Annotated in this window: 13 protein-coding genes and 1 tRNA gene; 7 read left to right on the forward strand and 7 right to left on the reverse strand. The window is 44.9% G+C overall.

The annotated features are described in order from the left end of the window. Positions 1-237: 237 nt before the first annotated feature. Both AC1DFM_RS10860 and AC1DFM_RS10865 read left to right on the forward strand, forming a co-directional pair. Positions 238-870, forward strand: a complete 633-nt coding sequence (locus AC1DFM_RS10860; protein WP_477076747.1) for a hypothetical protein — start codon at positions 238-240, stop codon at positions 868-870. Positions 871-950: 80 nt separating this feature from the next. Beyond that, on the forward strand, positions 951-1,187 hold the full coding sequence (locus AC1DFM_RS10865) for a hypothetical protein (RefSeq protein WP_477076748.1): 237 nt from the start codon (positions 951-953) through the stop codon (positions 1,185-1,187). A 252-nt stretch (positions 1,188-1,439) separates the two neighbouring features. Here AC1DFM_RS10865 and AC1DFM_RS10870 read toward each other — a convergent pair whose 3' ends face one another. The 3 genes from AC1DFM_RS10870 to AC1DFM_RS10880 form a co-directional block, all read right to left on the reverse strand. After that, positions 1,440-1,667, reverse strand: a complete 228-nt coding sequence (locus AC1DFM_RS10870) for a DUF6965 family protein (protein WP_477076749.1) — start codon at positions 1,665-1,667, stop codon at positions 1,440-1,442. A 95-nt stretch (positions 1,668-1,762) separates the two neighbouring features. Then, entirely contained in the window at positions 1,763-3,010 is a 1,248-nt protein-coding gene (locus tag AC1DFM_RS10875) for a tyrosine-type recombinase/integrase (RefSeq protein WP_477076750.1), read from the reverse strand. A gap of 142 nt (positions 3,011-3,152) precedes the next feature. Continuing rightward, a tRNA-Pro gene (locus tag AC1DFM_RS10880) sits at positions 3,153-3,226 on the reverse strand. Between the two features lie 366 nt (positions 3,227-3,592). On the opposite strand from AC1DFM_RS10880, the gene AC1DFM_RS10885 reads away from it, so the two are divergent. The 4 genes from AC1DFM_RS10885 to AC1DFM_RS10900 all read left to right on the forward strand — a co-directional run bounded on the left by AC1DFM_RS10885 (position 3,593) and on the right by AC1DFM_RS10900 (position 10,762). After that, positions 3,593-4,204, forward strand: a complete 612-nt coding sequence (locus AC1DFM_RS10885) for an RNA polymerase sigma factor (protein WP_477076751.1) — start codon at positions 3,593-3,595, stop codon at positions 4,202-4,204. Positions 4,205-4,271: 67 nt separating this feature from the next. Next, positions 4,272-5,315 carry a FecR family protein gene (locus AC1DFM_RS10890; protein ID WP_477076752.1) on the forward strand — a complete coding sequence of 348 codons (1,044 nt, stop codon included), beginning with the start codon at positions 4,272-4,274 and terminating at the stop codon, positions 5,313-5,315. A gap of 58 nt (positions 5,316-5,373) precedes the next feature. After that, positions 5,374-8,925, forward strand: a complete 3,552-nt coding sequence (locus AC1DFM_RS10895) for a SusC/RagA family TonB-linked outer membrane protein (protein WP_477076753.1) — start codon at positions 5,374-5,376, stop codon at positions 8,923-8,925. Between the two features lie 28 nt (positions 8,926-8,953). Then, complete coding sequence (locus AC1DFM_RS10900; RefSeq protein ID WP_477076754.1) at positions 8,954-10,762, forward strand: RagB/SusD family nutrient uptake outer membrane protein; 1,809 nt, start codon at positions 8,954-8,956, stop codon at positions 10,760-10,762. A 141-nt stretch (positions 10,763-10,903) separates the two neighbouring features. Here the strand turns inward: AC1DFM_RS10900 and AC1DFM_RS10905 are convergent, their stop codons facing one another. From AC1DFM_RS10905 to AC1DFM_RS10920, 4 genes are all read right to left on the reverse strand, one after another. Further along, entirely contained in the window at positions 10,904-11,617 is a 714-nt protein-coding gene (locus tag AC1DFM_RS10905; protein WP_477076755.1) for a phytanoyl-CoA dioxygenase family protein, read from the reverse strand. Between the two features lies 1 nt (position 11,618). Next, entirely contained in the window at positions 11,619-12,872 is a 1,254-nt protein-coding gene (locus AC1DFM_RS10910; RefSeq protein WP_477076756.1) for a hypothetical protein, read from the reverse strand. Positions 12,873-13,062: 190 nt separating this feature from the next. Further along, on the reverse strand, positions 13,063-15,441 hold the full coding sequence (locus AC1DFM_RS10915) for an ABC transporter permease (RefSeq protein WP_477076757.1): 2,379 nt from the start codon (positions 15,439-15,441) through the stop codon (positions 13,063-13,065). A gap of 221 nt (positions 15,442-15,662) precedes the next feature. Next, the gene (locus tag AC1DFM_RS10920) at positions 15,663-20,555 is read right to left on the reverse strand and encodes a PKD domain-containing protein (RefSeq protein ID WP_477076758.1); all 4,893 of its coding nucleotides are present in this window, start codon (positions 20,553-20,555) and stop codon (positions 15,663-15,665) included. 131 nt (positions 20,556-20,686) lie between these two features. Here AC1DFM_RS10920 and AC1DFM_RS10925 point away from each other — a divergent pair, with 131 nt between their 5' ends. After that, on the forward strand, positions 20,687-21,757 hold the full coding sequence (locus AC1DFM_RS10925; protein WP_477076759.1) for an NADH:flavin oxidoreductase/NADH oxidase: 1,071 nt from the start codon (positions 20,687-20,689) through the stop codon (positions 21,755-21,757). Positions 21,758-21,767 lie beyond the last annotated feature (10 nt).

Genomic DNA, 21,767 nt, shown 5'->3' on the forward strand with positions numbered 1-21,767 from the left:
TAAATTAATCATTAGAAGATTTACTATTATGTAAAATTTAGATTATGTGTAAGGGTTAGTTAATGAATAGCCTGAAGAAGATATGTCATTTTGGGGAAATAGCCACGCCATTTTAAGAAATACATATATATTATTCGTTGTGTATAATGATCACCCTTTTTGAAATTCGACTGTCTCAATGAAGGATTCAGTCCTTTGAGGAATTATAATATTATTTAAAAATCAAAGCCTAAAATTATGCGAAAAAACCAATTTGAAATTTCATACTTTTATTTTATCATCCTAACATTTATTTTTTATAGCTGCAGTAAGACCAATGAATCACCTAATTCTCTTTTAAACCAGGGGGTGATTAATATTCACGATCATTATAAAAATGACAGTATAATAATTGAATATCCAAACGGAAGGACTATCGCAGTCAAAAGAGACAGCTCCTTATATAAAACTAATACTTTTTCAAACCTAAGAACAGAATCAGGTTATGGACAAGATTATACTACAGGGGATGAAATGATAGATCCGATGGTATATGAAGATAACGTTGATCCAAAATATGTTAATGAGATTAATAATCGATCTTTTAAGTTCTTCTACAGTGCGGGAATGGAAACTTTTGATGGATTAATAATTTCATTTGTAAATGTATTTGTCCGTCTGGAAAATAATACTATTTATTATAATGATAATGGTAGAAACGTTCAGAGATCGGCTTCTGTTTATGATACGAAATGGTATTGCACCCCATTATTACCAGCGAGATCGACTGCTTTTACTTGGGATTATATAGTAAATGCAACATATTACTATGGTCGTGATAAACCATCTGTAACTAGACAGTATCACTATGATAAAACGGTTGTGTTTTAGGAAAAAGTAAGATTATGGTAAATAAATACGGTCATGGTCCTCGTCACTTGAGGGAATCGTTCAGATTAACGATAGACAACTTGAAAAAGAATGCACGAGTTGCCAATCTTGAATTAACTGACAATGATATTTCTGCAATTTTGGAAATAAGCTCTAATGATTTTTACGAATATTATGATAAAGACATTGCACCAGTTGAGACATTCTCACTACTTCGTAATCACTATGGTAGTTTAATGCCCTATACTTACACTAATATTGAATTGCACGATGAAGTTGAAGATCCTTTTAACGGTGAGGATGAAGAAGGTGCATAAAGAGCCATACAACAATATTTTTAGCATGTGCGTTATTCGAGTGACGTTTATAAGCTTTCGTGCACTTACGTTTAGAGGTATTGAATTAAGAAAAATATTCCGTGCTTTTACACTATAAGATTCTAATAATGTGATCAAAACAATAATTCAAAAACACCGAGCCTGTTTTTACAGAACCGGTTTTTATATCATGTATCCGGGAGCGCCTGATGCTTTTTTACCGGAAACTAATAGTTATTTCATGGGGTATTATCAAAGCGGCTCTTGTTTTTCAGATTCCATTATTTCACGCAATTTTTTAAGCCTTAGAAAAACTGGATCGTGAATAGGGCCACGGTATTGTCGTAAAATTACTAATGAAGTATTGATGAATTTGGGTATATCTGTTATAGTACTTCCTTTTTCAATTACGACTTTGTTTGGTAAACGTAGATTTTTAAAATAGCCTTCCATTTCATCTAATTCTTCTTTAGTTGGCATTTTTCACTTTTATTGCTAAGATAGATTAGAAATCACATCTATTTTACTTTATTCTATTAAATTTACCCCCCTCTCCGGGAGGGGGATAAGAACAATTATTGATTTAATTCAGGTAAGGTTTTGCCTTTTGATCCTACGTCTACATAGTTTCTTACCGCGGTTTCTATTGTACTATGGCCCATGAGATAGGCTATTTCAGTAAGAGGTATATTCTGTTGAACTGCTCTGGTCCCAAATGAATGCCTTGCTACATACAGATCCCGAATTTCAATTTTCAATTTAATGAAAACTGGTTTAATAACCCTTCTTTGTAACATCCTATCATCAATTGATAACCCTTTAGGCGATAAAAAGACCAGATCGTTAGGCTTTTTCCCCTCAACTAGGATAATTAATAAATTATAAAGTTCATTTGTTAGTGGTAAAATTCGGGAATTACCGGTTTTAGTTTCTTTTTCAATCCTCGCTGCATGGTGGGTCCCCTTAATTGTACGGGCTAATGCCTCTGAGATTTCAATTTGTCTTTTGGAAAAATCTATATGTTTAACTTTAAGGCCAATTGCTTCCGCATTTCTAACTCCGGTTAGAAAAATAAAACGCAAAAAGGCATAGTAATGGGAGTGTTTATAATGAGATGCAGTAGGGCAATAAGTATTGTTCTTTATGGCCTCAAGAAATTGTATTATTTCGCTTGAATTAAGAGGTATTCGGCGTGGATTTTTCTTTTTTCGTTTAATCTTTCTTCGAACAACACGCAATAAAGGGTTGTGTTGGATTTTCTTTGAATCTAATAACCACGTAAAAAACTTTTTTAAATATCCTAAACGTCTATTATAAGTAGATGCGGCCCACTCTTCGCTACTCAATTTTTGTGTAATCTGGATTATTGGTGTCTCCCTCCATTTTTCTAGCAGTTTACGTGTGTATAGATAGTCGAAGGAGTTATCAATATCAACATTTAGGATATTTTTAGTCCAATCATTAAATTCAGATATTAATTCTCCAAGATGGCTATAAATAGATAAATCTGTTATTTCTATCTGTGTTGTACAAGCAAGCTGCGAAAACGTATCTTGTTTAAGGGGCACAGTTCGATTAGCTGTATTTGATACTTTTACTGAAGAAGGATTGTATTTTTTGAGAGAGGTGTCGAAATCCCCCTTTAGCATATCAAGCTTTATCTCTGCCACCTTAATAGTGGCGTGAGGCAAATTCTCGTCAATATAGGCATATGGAAGGCTTAGAGAATATCTTTCACCATTGTAACTCCATCTTAGCCTAATTCTACCTTGAGCGTTGGAAATTCTTATTTCCCCTTTGAGTGCTTTTGTTTTCTGCTCCATTTTTCTGGCCAATTCCTGACCAGTTTCTGACCAAAAAGAGCTAAAAAGTGTAAATTTTAGAACAGAAAAATCTAAAGAAAATTAAATAAAAAATAAGCCTTAAACCCTTACTGATAAAGGATTTAAGGCTTATTTTTTAAAGTCGGGACGACAAGATTCGAACTTGCGACCTCTTGCACCCCATGCAAGCGCGCTACCGGGCTGCGCTACGTCCCGTTTTAACCGGTATTTTATTATTTGACGGGATGCAAAAGTAGCTAATTATTTTATTTTTCAAAATATTAAGTATACTTTTTTAAAAAATACTTCCCTAATCCCGCTTCCCACCACGACTAATCAAAAATATAATCAACCCTACCACCAGGGCAACAATTAGTATCCCCGTCCAGACGCCCGCTTTGAATATGCCACCAATTACCTTACAACTACTGAGAAAAAGAACAAGGCCTGTTAACATCCAATAAGAAATGCGTTTCATAGTCTTCAGTTTTAATGTGATGTATCCCAGACATATCCTGTACCAAAATATATTTGCAGTTGTCAGAATAATTCACAAGCTTTAAGACATCAACCAAAATAGGTATGTACACAGGGAAAGCCCATAAATCTGGCTTGCGCGTGGTGACTTCCCATTCCTCACTTTGGGGACGATTTCTACAGGGTGACCGCCACGCTTTCGCCGAAATATATGATACACATATTGATGACCTCTTTCATTATGGCATGCACTTTTGCCAGGATAAGGAAAGGGTGAAAGACTGTTTGCAAGACCTTTTCCAGGACCTCTGGACCAGCAGAACACACCTGTCGGCCGATATTCAGCACGTACGCTATTACCTGATCAGCAGCCTGAGAAGACGCCTGCTACGGGCACTCCGTAAGGACCGCCGCTGTCAGCACCGCGACTCCTGGGAGGCCTTCGAATTTGAATATACGCTCCCCCTCGAAAATCAGTTAATCCAACAGGAAACACTGGAAGCGCAAAAACGCCTCCTCCAGGAAGGACTGGCCAGCCTTACCCGTCGCCAACGCGAAGCCATCTACCTCCGTTTCTTCCAAAACCTCAATTACGAAGAAGTCGCCGATGTGATGTCCATGCAGGTAGACTCAGTCTATAATACCATCTCCAAAGCCATCAGCATCCTCCGGAAAAACATCTCTCTGCCCCTCCTGTTGCTGCTTTTAAGCAAATAAAAAAAAACTTTGAAAAAAGTGATGAGGTTTTTCTCACTACGGTCTCTTTAAAGAAAAGCATGTTCTTTTGGCAACCAGCAACTACTTATTATACACCGCCAGGGACTTTGCCATGGATGAAGGTTTCCAGGAATGGGTGCTGCACCCGGAACGGGGAAATGTATTTTGGGATACCTGGTTAGGCCAGCATCCCGAAAAAGCTACCATTATCCAGGACGCCCGGCAACTGGTGCATAGCATAAAATTCCGTTCATACACCCTCTCCAATACGGAGAAGGAACAACTGTGGGATGCCGTATGGAATGGGCTGGGAGAGGAGGAACAAAATACAACGAATAGTGTTGCGGCGGTACCCTGGTGGAAACAAACCGGAAAATATGCGGCGGCGTTACTATTAGGCGTGCTGCTGACTACCGCCTGGTGGTGGTGGCAATCCCGCAACCCTCAGCCGGTGATCGTGAGTGTATATACGCAGCTGGGCGAAACAAAAAAAATGATACTGCCGGATTCTTCGGAAGTAACACTGAACGCCAATTCACGATTACTCTATGCGGCGTCCCCCGGTAGCAAAAGAGAAGTATGGTTAGATGGTGAAGCCTTCTTCCATGTAAAACATACGGCTAATCACCAGAAGTTTATCGTGCATACTTATGATCACCTCAGCGTGGAAGTATTAGGTACGCAGTTTAACGTGAATAACAGCGGTAAGGAGATCGTAGTGGTACTGCAACAAGGAAGTATACTGCTCAATATAGGTGCGCCGGTCGACGGCAAAGCCGCGGCAGAATTATACCTGCATCCGGGTGAAATGGTCCGCTATAATAAACTCGATGGCGACTATACGAAAAAGAGCGTGATCGCGGATAAGTTCACCTCCTGGCATACCGGCAGGCTGGTAATGGACGACTTCACCCTCAGCGATGCCGCCGCCTTTATGCAACAAGTGTTTGGTAAAACACTCATCGTTCAGGACACGCAATTATTAAGCTATAAAGTATCCGGGTCAATGCCTGTTATTTATAACCCAGATACGATGATGACTCAGCTGAGTAAGGTTTTTCACATGCAATTCAACCAAAGAGGCGATGAAGTTTGGATCCGTAAAAAGTAACTGTCGCCGCTCATAATGATAAAATAGTCTATTCCTTAATCGTTAAAACCTGTTCAAAATGAAAAAAGGTTTACGTGTTTTGCTAATGCAAGCATTAGCCCTGTATTTCCTATCCCAAACGGTATCTGCACAGGACCTCGCTGCCGTAGCCAGTCCACAGACGCCCCCCGAAGCCAACAACAGCGAAGAGGAACAACCTGATGAATCTTCCCTGAAAAATGTACTACACCTCATTGAAGCCCACTTCAATGTATCTATTGCTTATAAAAGCAACCTCGTTAAAAATAAGAAGGTACAACTGTCTGTTGCTACGTGCCAGTCGCCCGAAGAAGCATTGGGTAAAGCCCTCACACCCTTCAATCTCCACTACGAGAAAGTAAGGGAACACTTTTACATGGTTTCCGAAAAAGCACCGGCATCTGCGCCCGCAGAATCTGGAGCGGTACAGCAACAACACCCGGTCAGGGGAGTGATAAAAGATGAGAAAGGTAACCCCTTTCCTGGTGTCACCGTGCGCATCAGCGGTACTAATGTCGGTACTGTTACCAGCGCGGATGGTACCTATTCTATTTCAGCACCGGGTAAAAGCAATGATGAACTGGAAATAAGTTTTATCGGATATGAAACGCAGCGTTTAGCCGTTGGCGGTAGACAGCTCATCAATGTCACCCTGAAAGAAGGCGCTAGTGCACTCAACGAAATAGTAGTAACCGGTTATACCACCCAAAAGAAGAAAGACCTCACAGGATCAGTAGCCGTGGTAAACATCGATAATTTAATCAAACAGCCGTCGGCGCAGGTAACGGAACAGCTGCAGGGACAAGCTTCCGGTGTCACCGTAATTGGCTCCGGTCAGCCAGGAGAGTCACCGCAGATTCGCATCCGCGGTGTCAACACTTTCGGCTCCAACTCCCCCCTGTATGTGGTGGATGGTGTACCCACCACTGATATAGCTGACCTCAACCCCAATGATGTGGCCAACCTGCAGGTATTGAAAGATGCCGGCGCCGCTTCTATTTATGGTTCCCGTGCCTCCAATGGGGTCATCATCATCACCACCCGCCGTGGCAGTGGTAAAGTGAAAGTAAGCTACGATGGCTACTATGGCCGTCAATACCCTAAAAAAGGGAATGTGTGGAATACCCTCAATCCAAAAGAACAGGCCGAACTCAGATGGCTCGCCTATAAGAATTCCGGCGCTGACCCGAAAACAACCCAATATGGGGATGGCGCTACGCCGGTGATCCCGGATTATATATTGCCATCCGGTGCTATGGAAGGCGATCCAAGGGTAAACCCCGCGCTGTATTACGTGAATCCAAATTATACGGACCAGGACGACTACAATAAATTCTACCAGATTGCCAGAGCGAATAAAGCAGGCACCGACTGGTACCACGAGATATTCCGGCCAGCGCCCATCACCAGCCACAACGTAGCGGTGAGTGGTGGCGGTGATAAAGGAAACTATCTCTTCTCCCTAAATTATTTTAATCAACAGGGAACTTTAATGAATACCTACCTGCGCCGCTACACGGTGCGTTCCAATACCCAATACAATATCAGTGATCATATCCGCGTAGGAGAAAACCTGGCGTTTGCGATGTCTGAAAACCCAACCGTGGAGATCAACTCCGCTGATGCGGCAATTGGTCACGCGATGCGTGAACAGAGCATTATCCCGGTATACGATATCAAAGGCAACTATGCCGGTTCTGCCGGAGACGCACTGGGAGACGCCAACAACCCGGTAGCCATTCAGGATCGTACCCGCAACAATAAAGGCTTTAACAGCCGTTTGTTTGGTAATGTGTATGGAGAAATAGATTTCCTGAAATACCTCACCTTCCGCACCAGCTTTGGCGGTGAAATATCGTCCGGATGGTCCCATAATTTTACCTATCCGCAATACGAGAATAAGGAAAACTCCAGCGTCAATTCTTATACAGAAGGCTCTACCAACGCGCATGCATGGACCTGGACCAACACACTCACCTGGCATCAAACCTTCAACAATGCACACGATGTGAAAGTGATTGCAGGTACAGAAGCCTTTGATAGCCGCAACAGAACAGTAGGAGGTACTACCAAGGATTATTTCACATTTGATCCTTACTTCCCTGATCTGACTACCGGTACCGGTGTACAAACGAATTACAGTACCCGGGAGTCAGAAGGACTGTTTTCTATATTAGGCCGGGTAGATTATGCTTACAAAGATAAATACCTGCTAAGTGCAACGATTCGCCGGGATGGCTCTTCTAAATTTGTAAATAATCCTTATGGTACTTTCCCCGCTATCTCTGCTGGCTGGCGTATTTCCCAGGAGGAATTTATGAAGAAGGTAACCTGGATATCTGAACTGAAACTACGTGGTGGTTGGGGAATCATGGGTAACCAATTAAACCTTGGCGTCAACAACGGTTACTTTCTTTATGGTGGTAAACGCAGCTCCACCTATTATGATCTGGCCGGCATCAACAACGGTCTTACCGCCGGATTTGCCAGCTTCCAGATCGGTAACCCCGACGCCAAATGGGAAAGTGATGTCAATGCTAACATTGGTGTGGATGCCAGCCTGTTCAACGGACAACTGGATTTCTCCGCCGATTACTACCGCAAAGATATCAAAGACCTGCTGTACAATCCCGAACTGCCGGGCCTTGCTGGTACTTCCAAACAGCCTTATGTGAATATTGCGCAAATGAAAAATGAAGGCTTCGACTTCTCCATAGGCTGGCATAAAAGTATTAACAAAGACCTTCAACTAAACGTAACGGGTACACTGACTACCTACAAAAACAAAATCATCAAAATTGCAGAAGCGGCAGCGTATTTCGATGCCGATAGCCGTCGTTTCGATGGTCAGAATATCATCCGCAATGCAGTAGGGCAGCCGGTATCTTCCTTCTTCGGGTATAAAGTTGTTGGCTTCTGGAATAGTGCAGAGGAAATAGCCGCCGCCGATAAACAGGCGCAAAAGTCCACCAACACACCGGATGCTACTTATCAGGAAGGAGAGGGACTGGGACGTTTCCGCTATCAGGATGTAAATGGGGATGGTATTATTACGCCAGACGACCGTACTTTCCTGGGTAATCCTAACCCTGACTTCTCTTATGGATTAAATATCGGCGTGACTTTCAAAGGATTTGACTTCAGCCTTTTCCTCTTTGGTACACACGGTAACCAGATCTGGAATAACGTACGCTGGTGGCGCGATTTCTACGGACCATTTATCAGCGCAAAAAGTAAAACCGCCCTCTATGATTCCTGGAGACCAGATCATCACAATGCCACAGCTCCTATTCAGGAAGTGGACGGCTCTACCAGTACCAACAACGTTCCTAACTCTTACATGGTGGAAAACGGGGCTTATTTACGCGCTAAAAACATGCAGCTGGGATATACCTTCAAAGGTGGTGCACTGACCCGTTTAAAGGTAGAAAAACTACGCTTGTATGTGCAGGCGGCCAACCTGTTCACCATCACTAAATATTCCGGTCTTGATCCGGAAATTGGCGGCTCCGATATCACTGACTTCGGGGTAGATGAAGGCGCTTATCCTAATCAACGTCAGTTCCTGATAGGCATTAACGTGGGTTTCTAACAATTGCTCATTTAAAAAAAGTATGATCATGAAATCATTTTATCATATACTACTGAGTGCGGCTATTGCAACTCCCTTGCTAACCGGTTGTGGTAAAAGCTTTCTCCAGCGTACGCCACAATCATCGCTGGAAGAGGCAGCCCTCACTAACAAAAAAGGCGTTAATACTTTATTAATAGGCGCCTATGGCGCATTGGACGGACAGGATTTTAAAGATGGAGATATGGTGAATCTGGCTGGCGGCAGTGGTTATACCGTATCGCCCGACAACTGGATTTATGGCAGCGTATGTGGCGGGGACGCCCATAAAGGTAGCGACCCCGGTGATGCCGCTACCATTTTGCAGATAGGTACTTTTTTCGGAAACGCCACCAACGGTTTCTTTAACGATAAGTGGAGGGTGGATTATGAAGGGGTACGTCGCTGTAACTTTGTCTTGCACATCCTGAAGAATGTAACGGATATGACGGACGATGAAAAGAAAGAACGGGCTGCGGAAGCACGTTTTCTGCGCGCGCACTTCTATTCAGACCTGAAGAAAATGTTTGATAACGTTCCCTGGGCAGATGAAAACTCGGAGAGCTATGCGAAGCTGAATGTAGATGATTATAAAATACCTAACGATAAGAGTATCTGGCCGATGATTGAAGCCGACTTCAAATATGCGGCGGAGAATCTGAACGAAGTACAGGACGTGATTGGTCGCGCCAATACCTGGGCAGCCAAAGCTTACCTGGCCAAAACATATCTCTACCAGAAAAAATACACAGATGCCCTTCCGATTTTTGAAGATATCATCGCCAACGGTAAAACCGCGAAAGGCGTATCTTTTCACCTAATGGAAAAATTCCATGATAACTTCGATGCGTTCACGGAAAATAACGCGGAAGCTGTTTTTTCGGTCCAATATAGCGCTAACGACGGTTCCGGTGGCACAGGTAACGCTAACCAGGGCGACATGCTGAATTACCCTTACAATGGCCCCTTTAGCTGTTGCGGTTTTTATCAGCCTTCACAGGACCTGGTGAACTCTTTCCGAACCGATGCCGACGGACTCCCTTATCTGGATGATTTTAATACGCACGCAGTTAAAAGCGATACCAACCTTCTCAGTACTGCGCCATTCACGCCGGATGCCGGTAATCTTGATCCACGGCTCGACTGGACCGTAGGGCGCCGTGGTATTCCTTTCCTCGATTGGGGGAATCATCCTGGTCAGGACTGGATTCGTGATCAGCACTCTGCCGGCCCTTACTCTGCTGTAAAGAACGTGTACATGCAGGCCACGCAAGATAAATATTATGATGGGAATGGATGGGCGCCCGGCAATGCCATCAACTATGTGCTGATCCGCTTTGCCGATGTACTGCTTATGGCTGCAGAATGCCAGGCCCAGGTAGGAGACCTGAATATTGCAGAAGAACATGTCAATGCGGTTCGTAACCGTGCTGCCAATCCTGTGGGCTGGGTGAAAACGTATCTCGATCCATCAGACCCTACAGGCGGATACACCGATACGCCAGCCGCCAATTATAAAATCAGCCCTTATGCATCAGGCTACTTTGCTGAAAAAGGTAAGGACTGGTCTATGAAAGCTATTCAGTTTGAACGTAAATTGGAACTGGCCATGGAAGGTCATCGTTACTTTGATCTCGTTCGCTGGGGCATTGCACAAACAGAAATCAATCGTTATTTCGCCTACGAAAAACAGATTACAACAGATATTGCCAACGGTAACTTCGCTGCCAGAAATGTACGATTCCCGATTCCTCAACGTCAGATAGATCTGAGCGTGAAGAACGGCGCATCAGTGCTGAAGCAGAACCTGGGATATTGAGGGAGCAGAAAGCATAAAGCTTAAAGCAAAAAGCTATTGTAGCGAATGATCAGAACGGAAATTTTTAATTTTACGCTTTAATCATTCGCTACAATAGCTTTTTGCTTTTTGCTTTAAGCTTTCTGCTTTATGCTTTCTGCTTTATGCTTTCTGCTCCGCCCAACGCAGTCCGCCCGCGAGGGTTTGATTACTAAACTCAATATGTATCACGCGGCGGTTATGCCCGTTGCTGCTGCGACCAGAGGCATGCATGAGGAGTGGACGCATGATCATAATGCCGCCTTTGCGTACGTTACAACTAACATCCGGTGTCATGTTTCTATCAATAGTGTCTGCCCGGTGAATACCTTTCCGGTGAGAGCCGGGTATGACTTTCAACGCGCCGTTATGCTCATCGGTATCATCCAGGTGAATGCGGATGGTAAAGTTGTTTTCGAGTAGTTCAACAGGAGGCTGCACTGCATATTGCGCTGGTTTTATGGTCCATGGACCATAGCCAGGTACGGCCAGCTTTTCTGCCACAGAAATAGTGAGATCCTGGTGCCAGGCTACAAACCAGTTCGATTGGCCGGGTTTATCGAAATAGATAGATTTTACAGGGAAGTATCCATCGCCAAAAATGCCTTCCAGTAAGGATTGTAGGGGAGAAGTGAAAATAAGTGGTCGTATATCCGGCACCGTTTGCAGAAAACGACGAATGGCAAAAAGGTCATTCGTTTTACGGAATAAAGGTCCGGAGGTGTCTGTATTATTGATCACGGCCAGCATGGCGTCAATGACGCCTTGTTCAAACAAGGTGTCTATCACTGTATAGCCATCCTCGTATATGCGTTGCCGGTGTGCTGCTATAGTCATATTACCGATTCAATGGGTACTCATTGATCCAATGAAAGCCTCTGCTAATCAGCAGATAGTCGTTCGGATCTTTTCTTTTCAATTGCATATGTATACTGTCTTTGCCGGCAGTACCATCGCACAAATATATATCTTTCTCTGTTTGCTGATAATGCAGATGTACAGTGTCACTGCTATTGTTATCCCAGAAAGAAAGCTGATGTTTTAAGGTATCTGTTTTTAGCTGGTAGTAAGAAAGATCCGTTTGATTTTTACGGACGGTGAATCCCCATTCCTGCTCAATATAAATTTTCTGAAAGCGCCGGATTTCCACTATCCAGGGGGCGCGTAACGAATCAGCGCGTATTTGCGAAACTTCATATATACCGTATAGCGGTACTTTTTTAGTATCCCGGTTTCCCCGCTTTACAGTGATAATACCCTGATATACCATTGATCCTAAAAAAGTACTGATAAGCAGGTATTTTAGGGAGATGAAGGTAATACGCTTCCATGTTGTGCGAAAAACAGGCACCCACTGTGCTGCCACTTCCACTGGCTTTTGTAAAAAGAAAAATTGAAACAACCTGGGTATATCAGGAGCGGCAATAAATAGCGCCATCAGGAATAAATGTGTGGAGAATAGTTTTACCGGAATATCATAGAAGAGATTCATGGCTACTACATTCAGCATCACCATCATAGACCATAAGGCGCCAAACAGGCGGGTCCTGCGGAAGAAAAGAAAGCAGCCACCCAGGAATTCCGCCATGCCGGTAAACAGGTTGTAGCCGGTGGAATATCCCATATAAGACCACGCTAACCCCATCGGAGAGGTGCTTCCAAAGGGATCATCCAGCTTGGAAAGACTCGGAAACGGAAACTGTGATTTCGTCAGCTTCGCCATACCATAGGTAATCATGGCGGAGGCCAGACAATAACATATTACCGCCCTCACCCAATACAGGAGCCGGTCATAACCTGCCCTTTTGCGATCCAATATGGACCATACCGCACAGATCAGCAATGATAAAATGAACGTGCATAAAGTAACGAGGTAGTTGTATGTCGTGTCCCCGCTACCGTTAGTCCATACCGTAATTTCAAAGTCCGGGCGAATCAATAACTTCCCTGTCCAAGTAGCCAATGGTGTCCAGAACCATTGCAAACCACCCAACATTCCGGCAGAATACAGCAGGAAATAAATGGTGACGAACCGGAAAACAAGTTTCCTGAATAAGGCCCAGGGTGGGGATGGTTCACTGAGATGCTGCATGCAAGGTTTTTTAGCAGTTACTAATTAACCATTTTTATAGAAAAGATGCAGCTGTTTATACTTTTTTTAACGAGGTAGACAAGAAGAATTACGAATTACGAATTACGGATTTGTGGGGAGCGATAAGCGATTGTTCTTCGCGTTTACTATCTTCCTATAAATCCGTAATTCGTAATTCTAACGCAGTGTCTTACTCCGCCCGCAAACTTTTCACCGGATTGGTCAGGGCTGCTTTGATCGACTGATAACTTACTGTCACCAATGCAATCAGCACGGCTAAGGCACCTGCGGCTGCAAACACCCACCAGGAAAGCCCCACACGGTATGTATAGTCTTCCAGCCATTTATGCATAATCCAACCTGCCAATGGGGCAGCAATAAAGAAGGCAATCACTACCAGTTTTACAAAGTCTTTCGATAATAAGGCCGTGATACTGGCAACGGAAGCCCCCATGATTTTGCGGACACCAATTTCTTTGATCCGGTTTTCTGCCATGTAAGTAGTTAAACCGAATAACCCGAGGCAGGAAATAAATATCGTCAGCCCGGCAAATAAGCCTGCCAGCGTGCCTTGCGTTTGTTCGTTCTCAAACTTCCTGGCATATTCGGCATCTACAAACTTAGGTTCGAAAGCAAATTGAGGATTGTATTTTTTGAAGATAGCCGCCGCTTTTTCTATATTCTTCGCCGTGGTTTGCTGGCCATTCAGCCGGATCTGCATCACATTGAAAGTCAAAAAGCGACTCTTCCCACCGGAAATCAATATCGGTCTGGTAGGCTCATAGGGACTGGAAAGAATGAAATCTTTGATCACCCCCACAATATGCCAGTCCGTTCCCAGATCTGATACCACTTTGCCTATCGGGTCTTTAAATTTCATCACTTTCAGGGAAGACTCGTTGATGATTAATCCCGTGGAATCGGTAGGGTATTTTTTTAAATCAAAATCACGCCCTTGTATAAATTGCAGCCCTGCTGTAGCTCCCAGGTTTTCATCTGCCATATATCTGTCGAAAAAAGTACGATCATTCGGATCTTTCCCTTCCCATTGCTGCCCCCAACCATTACTCCATCTTTCTGTTAATGGAGAATTGGTTTTGGTCACAGCCGTAGCCACGCCGGATGTTAGTAATTCCTCTTTAATAGACGCAAAGTTTTTACCAACGTCGCCTGAAAGCGAATGATAAATCAGATGATCCTTATTATAACCTGTTTCTCTGTTGCGGGCATAATCAATTTGTTGTTTCACTACAATTGTGCAGATGATCAGCAGAATGGCAAAAGAGAATTGTAATACCACCAGCACTTTTCTCGGTGTTACCAGCGCATTGCTTCTCTTAAACGTACCTTTTAATACTTTTACCGGCTGAAAAGAAGAGAGAAAGAACGCGGGATAACTGCCCGCCAGCAAGCCGGTGATCAGTATAAATCCGATGAATCCTATCCACGTATAGCCGTTACTGATGTCAATGGATAATTGCTTTTCTGTTAACACGTTATAGGCAGGCAGGCTCAACTGAATAATCGCAAATGCCACTATACCAGCCAGACACGCCAGGAAAATGGATTCTCCGATAAACTGGCCAATAAGGGAACGCTTCTGCGCACCCACTACCTTGCGGATGCCCACTTCCTTTGCCCGTTTTTCACTACGGGCGGTGCTGAGGTTCATGAAGTTGATACAGGCAATCAGCAGGATAAACAGGGCAATGATGGAAAACAGCTTTACAAACATATGGCGGCCATTATTGTCTTCTTTTCCATTAGTGAAGCTGGAATACAGCCGCCAGCGCTCCAATGGATAAATAAAGAGCTCCCATTTGATTGTTTTGGCTTCGTCACTATATCGTTGTTTCAGGTCCTTGATTTTGCTGGATACGGCCGCAAAACTCGTGTTCGGCTTCAATAACAGATAAGTGGGGGTGCTATTGTCGTTCCATCCGAAATCAACGCGGTCGCCTAATTTCATACAATCCCAGGGCAGCAGGCAGTCAAATTGAAACCTGGAATTGGTGGGCAAGTCTTTCAGCACACCAGTAACCGTGAAATCGTACTTGTTTTCCAGTTTTATAATCTTGCCCATGGCAGATTCATTGCCAAACAGGCTTTTAGCAGTTTTTTCTGTCAGCACCACATTGGTGGCGCCATTCAGGGCGGTTAATGGATTGCCTTCCAGCATAGGAAAGGTAAACATCTGCAGGAATCCGGTATCTACAATGCAGCCGGATTTCATCAATTTTTTATCCCCGATAGAGAAAAGATACTGCTCAGAGAAATTAACCCTGACAGCGCGTTCTACTTCAGGCAGATCTTTTTCTACGGCGGGCCCCAGCAAGGCAGAAGAAGTATTCAGGGATACTATTTTCCCATCAAGCGGTACCCGGTTCCATACTTCGTATATCCGGTCCTTATTTTTGTGAAACTGGTCGTAGCTCAGTTCATCCTGTATCCAGAGAAAAATAAGCATCGCAGCCGCCATGCCAATGGCTAACCCGGTGATATTGATAAAGGAAAAGCCTTTGTTACGGAGAAGACTCCGGTAAGCCACCTTGAGGAAATTTTTGAACATAAAATATGTTAAAGGGTCATCAGTAACTATTGGGGAAGTGGCGGGCCAAGATGGTGCCAGATACCCATAGCCCTGATTTACTGGGATATCCTGAAAAGTAAGACTTCAATGTGTCCGTTTTTGATACAAATTCTGTCCGCTTTCGATACAGCCAGGGGCGGACATAAAAATACAAAAGTGCTCTCAAAGTTTTTTTTGAGAGCGCTTTTGCACGAGGCGATTTATTTTATTAAAACGATATTTCCTTTAAACTCAAATTTTTCTCCACTTTCACACACCGTTTGCATAGAATAAATATAGGTGCCCAGCGGCGCTTCGCGGTTATTGCTGCGTCCATCCCATCCTGCTGATGGCACATTGATCTGGAAGTGGGTTCTTTCAAATACCAGGGTGCCCCAGCGGTCGTAGATGCGCAGCCATTCTACTTCTTTCACCCCTTTCCCCTTAGGGTAAATTCTTTCGTTTTTACCATCATGGTTGGGGGTAAAGGCATTGGGCATAAAGATGGCGCTCTGCTGGCAAACAACATGTACCATTACATTATCAGAAGCCTTACAGCCATACACATTTTCCACTTCTACATTGTAAAGTGTGCTGATGTTAGGCAGGGCCTGTACCCGCTGACAGTTGGGGCAATCCAGATACTCCGGTGGTGTCCAGCTCCAGCGGATTACATCATTACTGTTGCTGCTGGCCAGGAATACCGGAACACCGGCCATGGTTTGCCGGTCAATACCCGCATTGACAGTAGGCGTGGGGTTTACGGTTACTGTCAACGCTGTATGGTCAGAGAAGCAGTTGTCTTTATCATATCCGGTGACGTCATAGGTGTATTGCCCCGTACGTTTTAAAGTAGCCACCGGCGTAGGCGAGTAGGGCTTGTCAAGTCCAAACCCGCGCCACACATAGTAATCAGTGCCCCATACCCATAGTTTCAGCGGATCACCCAAACAAAGCAGGGTATCCGGTGTGGCGTGAATAGTGAAAGGCTGTACTACCCTGATTTTTACCTGATCGGTATTTATACAGCCTTCGTTGTCGGTCACTTTTACCTGGTAAGTAGTGGTAACAGATGGAGATGCCGTAGGATTCGGAATACCCGGATCGCTAAGGCCAGCGGCCGGTGTCCACTCATATTTAATACCGCCGCCGGCATGTAAGATGGTGGTGTTATTCAGACAAATAAATTCCGCCGGTGCACTGGCTTTAATATCCGGTAAAGGTAATACGGTGAGTGCATGGGTGGTTTTGTCGATACAGCCGTCTTTGCTGGTAACGGTGAGCTTTACCGTGGCATCGCCGGTGGTGGGATAGGTTTGCGCGGCCGGTGTTTGTTTCGTACTGGCTTTACCGTTGCCGAAGTCCCAGTCCCAGGTTACGTCGGACGTCTGTGTAACAAGGCCCTCAAAGTTGATAGGTACATCTTTACAAATCTTCGCAGGCCCACTGATAGATACTAACGGTTGCGCGTATACGTTATAAGGTAGTTCCACCGTTTGGGTACAGCCGTATTTGGTGGTGGCGGTAAGGCCAAACTTATAAGTGCCCGTTTTATTCATGTAAAATTCGGGTGTAGTAGTATTGGTATTTTTCGCTGTCAGACCCGGATCATACGTCCAGGTGAACGCGGGGGGTATTTTCAGTTCGTCTACTGAATAACTGTTGAAGGCAGGTGCAAACGTGAGCGTACCTTCTCCGCATATTTTTTCCGGGTTAGGGTTGAGTTTAATATCCAGTTGGTCTATCACAACCGGATGGTCCAGGAAGGCGCTGCCTTTACAGCCGGCATCATCTTTCAGCAACAGCCGTGGGTTATAAATACCCGGTTCACTGAAGCGGTGGGTGATGTCCAGTTTATCGGTTTCTTCCACGTCGCCATCTGTAAAATCCCAACTAAAGGAAGTGGCATTCTCTGGCTTCACTTTAAACAATATTTCCTTTTCGAGACATCCCCCTTCGGCGCTAGTGGTAATGGTGGCATAGGGACCTCTTACTATGATCACCTCGCTGTATTCATCTTCCGTATCAGCAATACCTTTTACCTTGAGGGTTACTTTGTAGTGCCCGGCTTCGGTGAAGGTGTGTACGGGATATGTTTGATCCGAAGAAGAGTTATCTCCAAAGTCCCATAAACAGGTGTTATAGTTGATAGAGGTATTGTTAAACCGGAAAATCATGGGCGCGCAGTTTCCTCCGTTTACAAAGGAGCTGGTATAGATGAAACCTGCGCCTACGGAGGCTACTTTAATGTTTTTGGTTTTAGAATCGGTGCAGCCGTTGTCATCTGAGATCTTCAGGGTTACCGGGTATATGCCTTTGTCGGGGTATTGATGCGGACCGGCATCCTGGCTGGTAGCACTGTTGCCATCTCCCAGATCCCATTTATAACCGGTAATAGTGCCACCAATTTCATCAGAAGCGTTCCAGAATTTTACCCAGCTGCCAGGTGCAACAACATAGGCATCGGGGTTGAAGTCTGCCACCGGTCCGTTTACCTGCAGATATTTTCCGCCAAATGTATTCACACAACCATCTTTATCGGTAACGGTCAGCGTGGGTGTATACCTTCCTGCGGTAGCGTAGGTATGTTTAAACGGCGGACTGGTAAAGGCCATTATAGACGTACTGCTGTTGTCGCCAAAATTCCAGCTCCATTTTCTAATGCTGCTGCTGTTTGTCAGATCGGTATTGTCAGTAAAAGTCAATTCGGCGCCTTTACATTCTATCTGCGAAGGCAGGTTATAGTCTGCCAGCGGACCACGTACCTTAAAATCTATCTGATTGCTGGTATTCGAACAACCCAACTGATCTATGATCCTTAAACTGAGTGTATGTTTGCCAGGGGTAAGATTGGTGTAGCTGACGGAGCTGTTATTATTGTCCCACCAGCTATCTCCGCCGTCCAGGGTCCAATGGTAAGGAAAATTAAAGCTGCGGATACTTGCATCTTCCTGTGTTACCCGCCCGATGATGGTTTCGTTACTGCACAGTACTGTTTTATCAGTAGCAATAATAACGGGAGATGGTGCTATAATCCTCACGCGGGAGCTAAGATAGGTAGTACAATGGCCATCAGAAGTAGTTAGTTGTATCGTATAAGTACCAGATTGGGCATAGGTATGCGTCACCACATCACTATGAACGGTAGAGCGGGTCTCTGTTCCGTCGCCCCAGTTCCATTTCCAGCTGGTAGCGCCAATAGAGCTTTCGGTAACGCTAACGGTCATACGATCATTACAGTCAACCGGGTTGATGCTGAATATTGGGAAAGGATTTACCGCAGTAATGTAGGCTTTTTTCGTAATTGTATTTGGGCAGGTACCATTGTATACCGTTAAGGTAACATCGTAGGAGCTTGGCTGTGGGTAGCTATGTATATTGGTTTTGCCAGATCCGTAGGTCCCATCACCGTAACTCCAAAACCAGTTTGTTCCTATATCTGATTGGCCGTTGAAAGTCGCGGCGGAATTGCCACATACCGTTGGTGCACTGGGAGAGCTGAAGTCTACGGAGGGCTTTTTATATACCTTCATAATGCTATACTGGTTGGCGGTACCGGTACAACCATTGGCAGTGGTATATTTCAGGGAAATGGTATAATCACCTGCTTTCGGATAAGTATGTTTGGGAGTGGCTTCTGTGGAGGTGCTGCCATCCCCAAAATTCCATGACCAGGTTTTTATCTGATCCGTACTAGTTGGCCAGGCACTGAACGAGGCGGTAAAACCTTCACAGCCATTATCCCTGGTGGAGCTAATATTTACGGTTGTTTTGCTGACATATAAATGGCTGTAGGTGTTGGCGCTGCAGCCATCCTGGCTTGTTCCCAGCAGTGTAACTTCAAACTGCCCTTCCCGGTTGTATACGTGCGAAGGACTTTGTTGGGTAGAAGTTTGTCCGTCTCCAAAGGTCCATTTCCAGCTGGTAGCGCCGGTAGTATTGCCAGTAAACGCAATGGTGGCGGGTATATCACAAATAGGTTTGTTATCCGTAACCATGGCTACGGTAGGTGTTTGTTTTACATCCATCGTTTTTTCCACTACCTCTTTGCAATTCCCAAACATGGCAGTTACTGTTACTTTCGCCGGCCCGGTGGTAGGGGCATAATAATCAAGGGTATTGTTGCCATTGGGCCAAAGGAATTGTCCGTTTACTTCCCAGGTGGTGCTTTGTGGCTGTACTGGTGAGAAGGCTGCCTGAAAGGTGGTGGCTTGATTGGTGCAGGCCAGGTTAGGCACGGTCAGCGTTGCGGAATAATTGGCGACGTTGATATCGTTGGCCGATTTTACAGCGGTACATCCCCGCTCATTACTCACGGTGAGTTTAATACTGTGGGTACCTTTGGTGGTAATGGTATGTTTCCCCGGATCTTTCGCAGTATTGCTGCTGCCATCATCAAACTCCCATTTATAGCTTAAGGTACCGGCGCCAGAGGAAGTATTGGTAAACAGTACATCTACCGGGGCTTTACATAACATTTTTTCTGCCACGGTAAAGTCGGCATTCAAAGCAGCTACCACATCAACGGCTTTATCCATTACTTTGAAACTCTTGCAGCCGTAACTGTTGGTAACGGCAAGGAGTACACTGTATACGCCTGGTACTGTATAGTTATGAGTAACGGTGCTGCCGGCATTTTCCGCTGCACTACCATCACCAAAATCCCAGCTGTAGTTCTGCAAAGTCCCATCGCCCGGCCTGGACTTATCTGTAAACGTAGGGGTGAAGGGTACGCAACCTTTGGTGGGAGATACGCTAAAATCAACGGTAGGATTGGCTCTTACGTGTATAAAGTCTGGTTTGGTAATGGTTTTCGTACTACCGTCGGCGTAAGTTACTTTTAACGTCACGGTGTAGCTGCCTACTTTCACATAAGTAGTGGCCGGTTTCTTTTTCGTACTGGTGATACCGTTACCGAAATCCCATAGCCAGGCCACCGGTGCGCCGGTAGATAAATCAGTGAAGGTAGTGTTCACTGATTCGCAATCACTTACCACGGAAGCAGAGAAATCTGCCTTTTGGTCCGCATAGGCGCCATGAATGTTGAAAAAGCTTACAAACAGAAATAGCAACAGGACTCCAACAATGTTGCGCTTGGCAGGGAACAGATACATCGTATGTATAGGTATAAGGCCCTAAAAATAAGCATTTCCGGATATTTTTTCCCGGGCAGATAATCACTTGATCATTATGTTTTCGCTATATGATTTATGCTTAATTTTAATGAACTTAAAAGCAAGGGATTATGTCGCATTTGTTTACACCTTTTTCGTTAAGAAAAGTTGAGTTCAGGAATCGTATTGCCGTATCTCCCATGTGTGAGTATTCATCGGAAGATGGTTTTGCGAACGACTGGCACCTGGTGCATCTGGGTACCAGGGCGGTAGGAGGGGCCGGACTGGTACTCACAGAGGCAGCCGCTGTATCGCCGGAAGGACGTATTTCTATCCACGACCTGGGCATCTGGAAAGATGAACATATTCCTATGTTACAGCGCATCACCTCCTTTATTGCCGCACAAGGGGCTGTACCCGGTATACAACTGGCACACGCAGGCCGTAAAGCCAGTACCCTCAGGCCATGGGAGGGAAGTGCCGCACTCCCGGCAGCCGCGGGGGGCTGGCAGGTAGTGGCGCCCAGCGCCATCCCGTTCAACGACGTATATCCATTACCGGAAGCACTGACGGAAACGGGCAGACGTAAAGTGGTGAAAGACTTCAAAGCCGCTACAATCCGCGCTTTGCAGGCCGGTTTTGAAGTGGTGGAGTTACATGCGGCCCATGGATACCTGTTGCATAGTTTTTTATCGCCGCTCAGCAACCACCGCACAGATGAATATGGCGGCAGTTTTGAAAACAGGATACGCCTGTTGCTGGAGATAGTGACCACCGTGCGTTCCGTATGGCCGGAACAGTATCCCTTATTGGTTAGAATTTCTGTCACCGACTGGGCGGAAGGCGGCTGGAACCCGGAAGAATCCGTACAACTGGCCAGCATCCTGAAAAGTAAAGGGGTAGATCTGATCGACTGCTCTTCCGGTGGCCTCGCCGCGCATCAGCAAATCAAAACCGGACCATTGTATCAAACCCCGTTTGCGGAAAAAGTGAAAAAAGAAGCAGGCATCGCCACGGGTGCGGTAGGGATGATTACAACAGCCGAAGAAGCGGAAAGTATTATTGCGGAAGGGCGGGCAGATATTGTACTCCTGGCCAGGGAGTTGTTGAGAAATCCATATTTCCCATTACATGCGGCGCATGCATTACATACGGAAATAAAATGGCCGATACAATATGAACGTGCAAAGATGCGCAGGTAGCACCTTTGCA

The organism is Chitinophaga sp. 05T412, assembly GCF_056396465.1.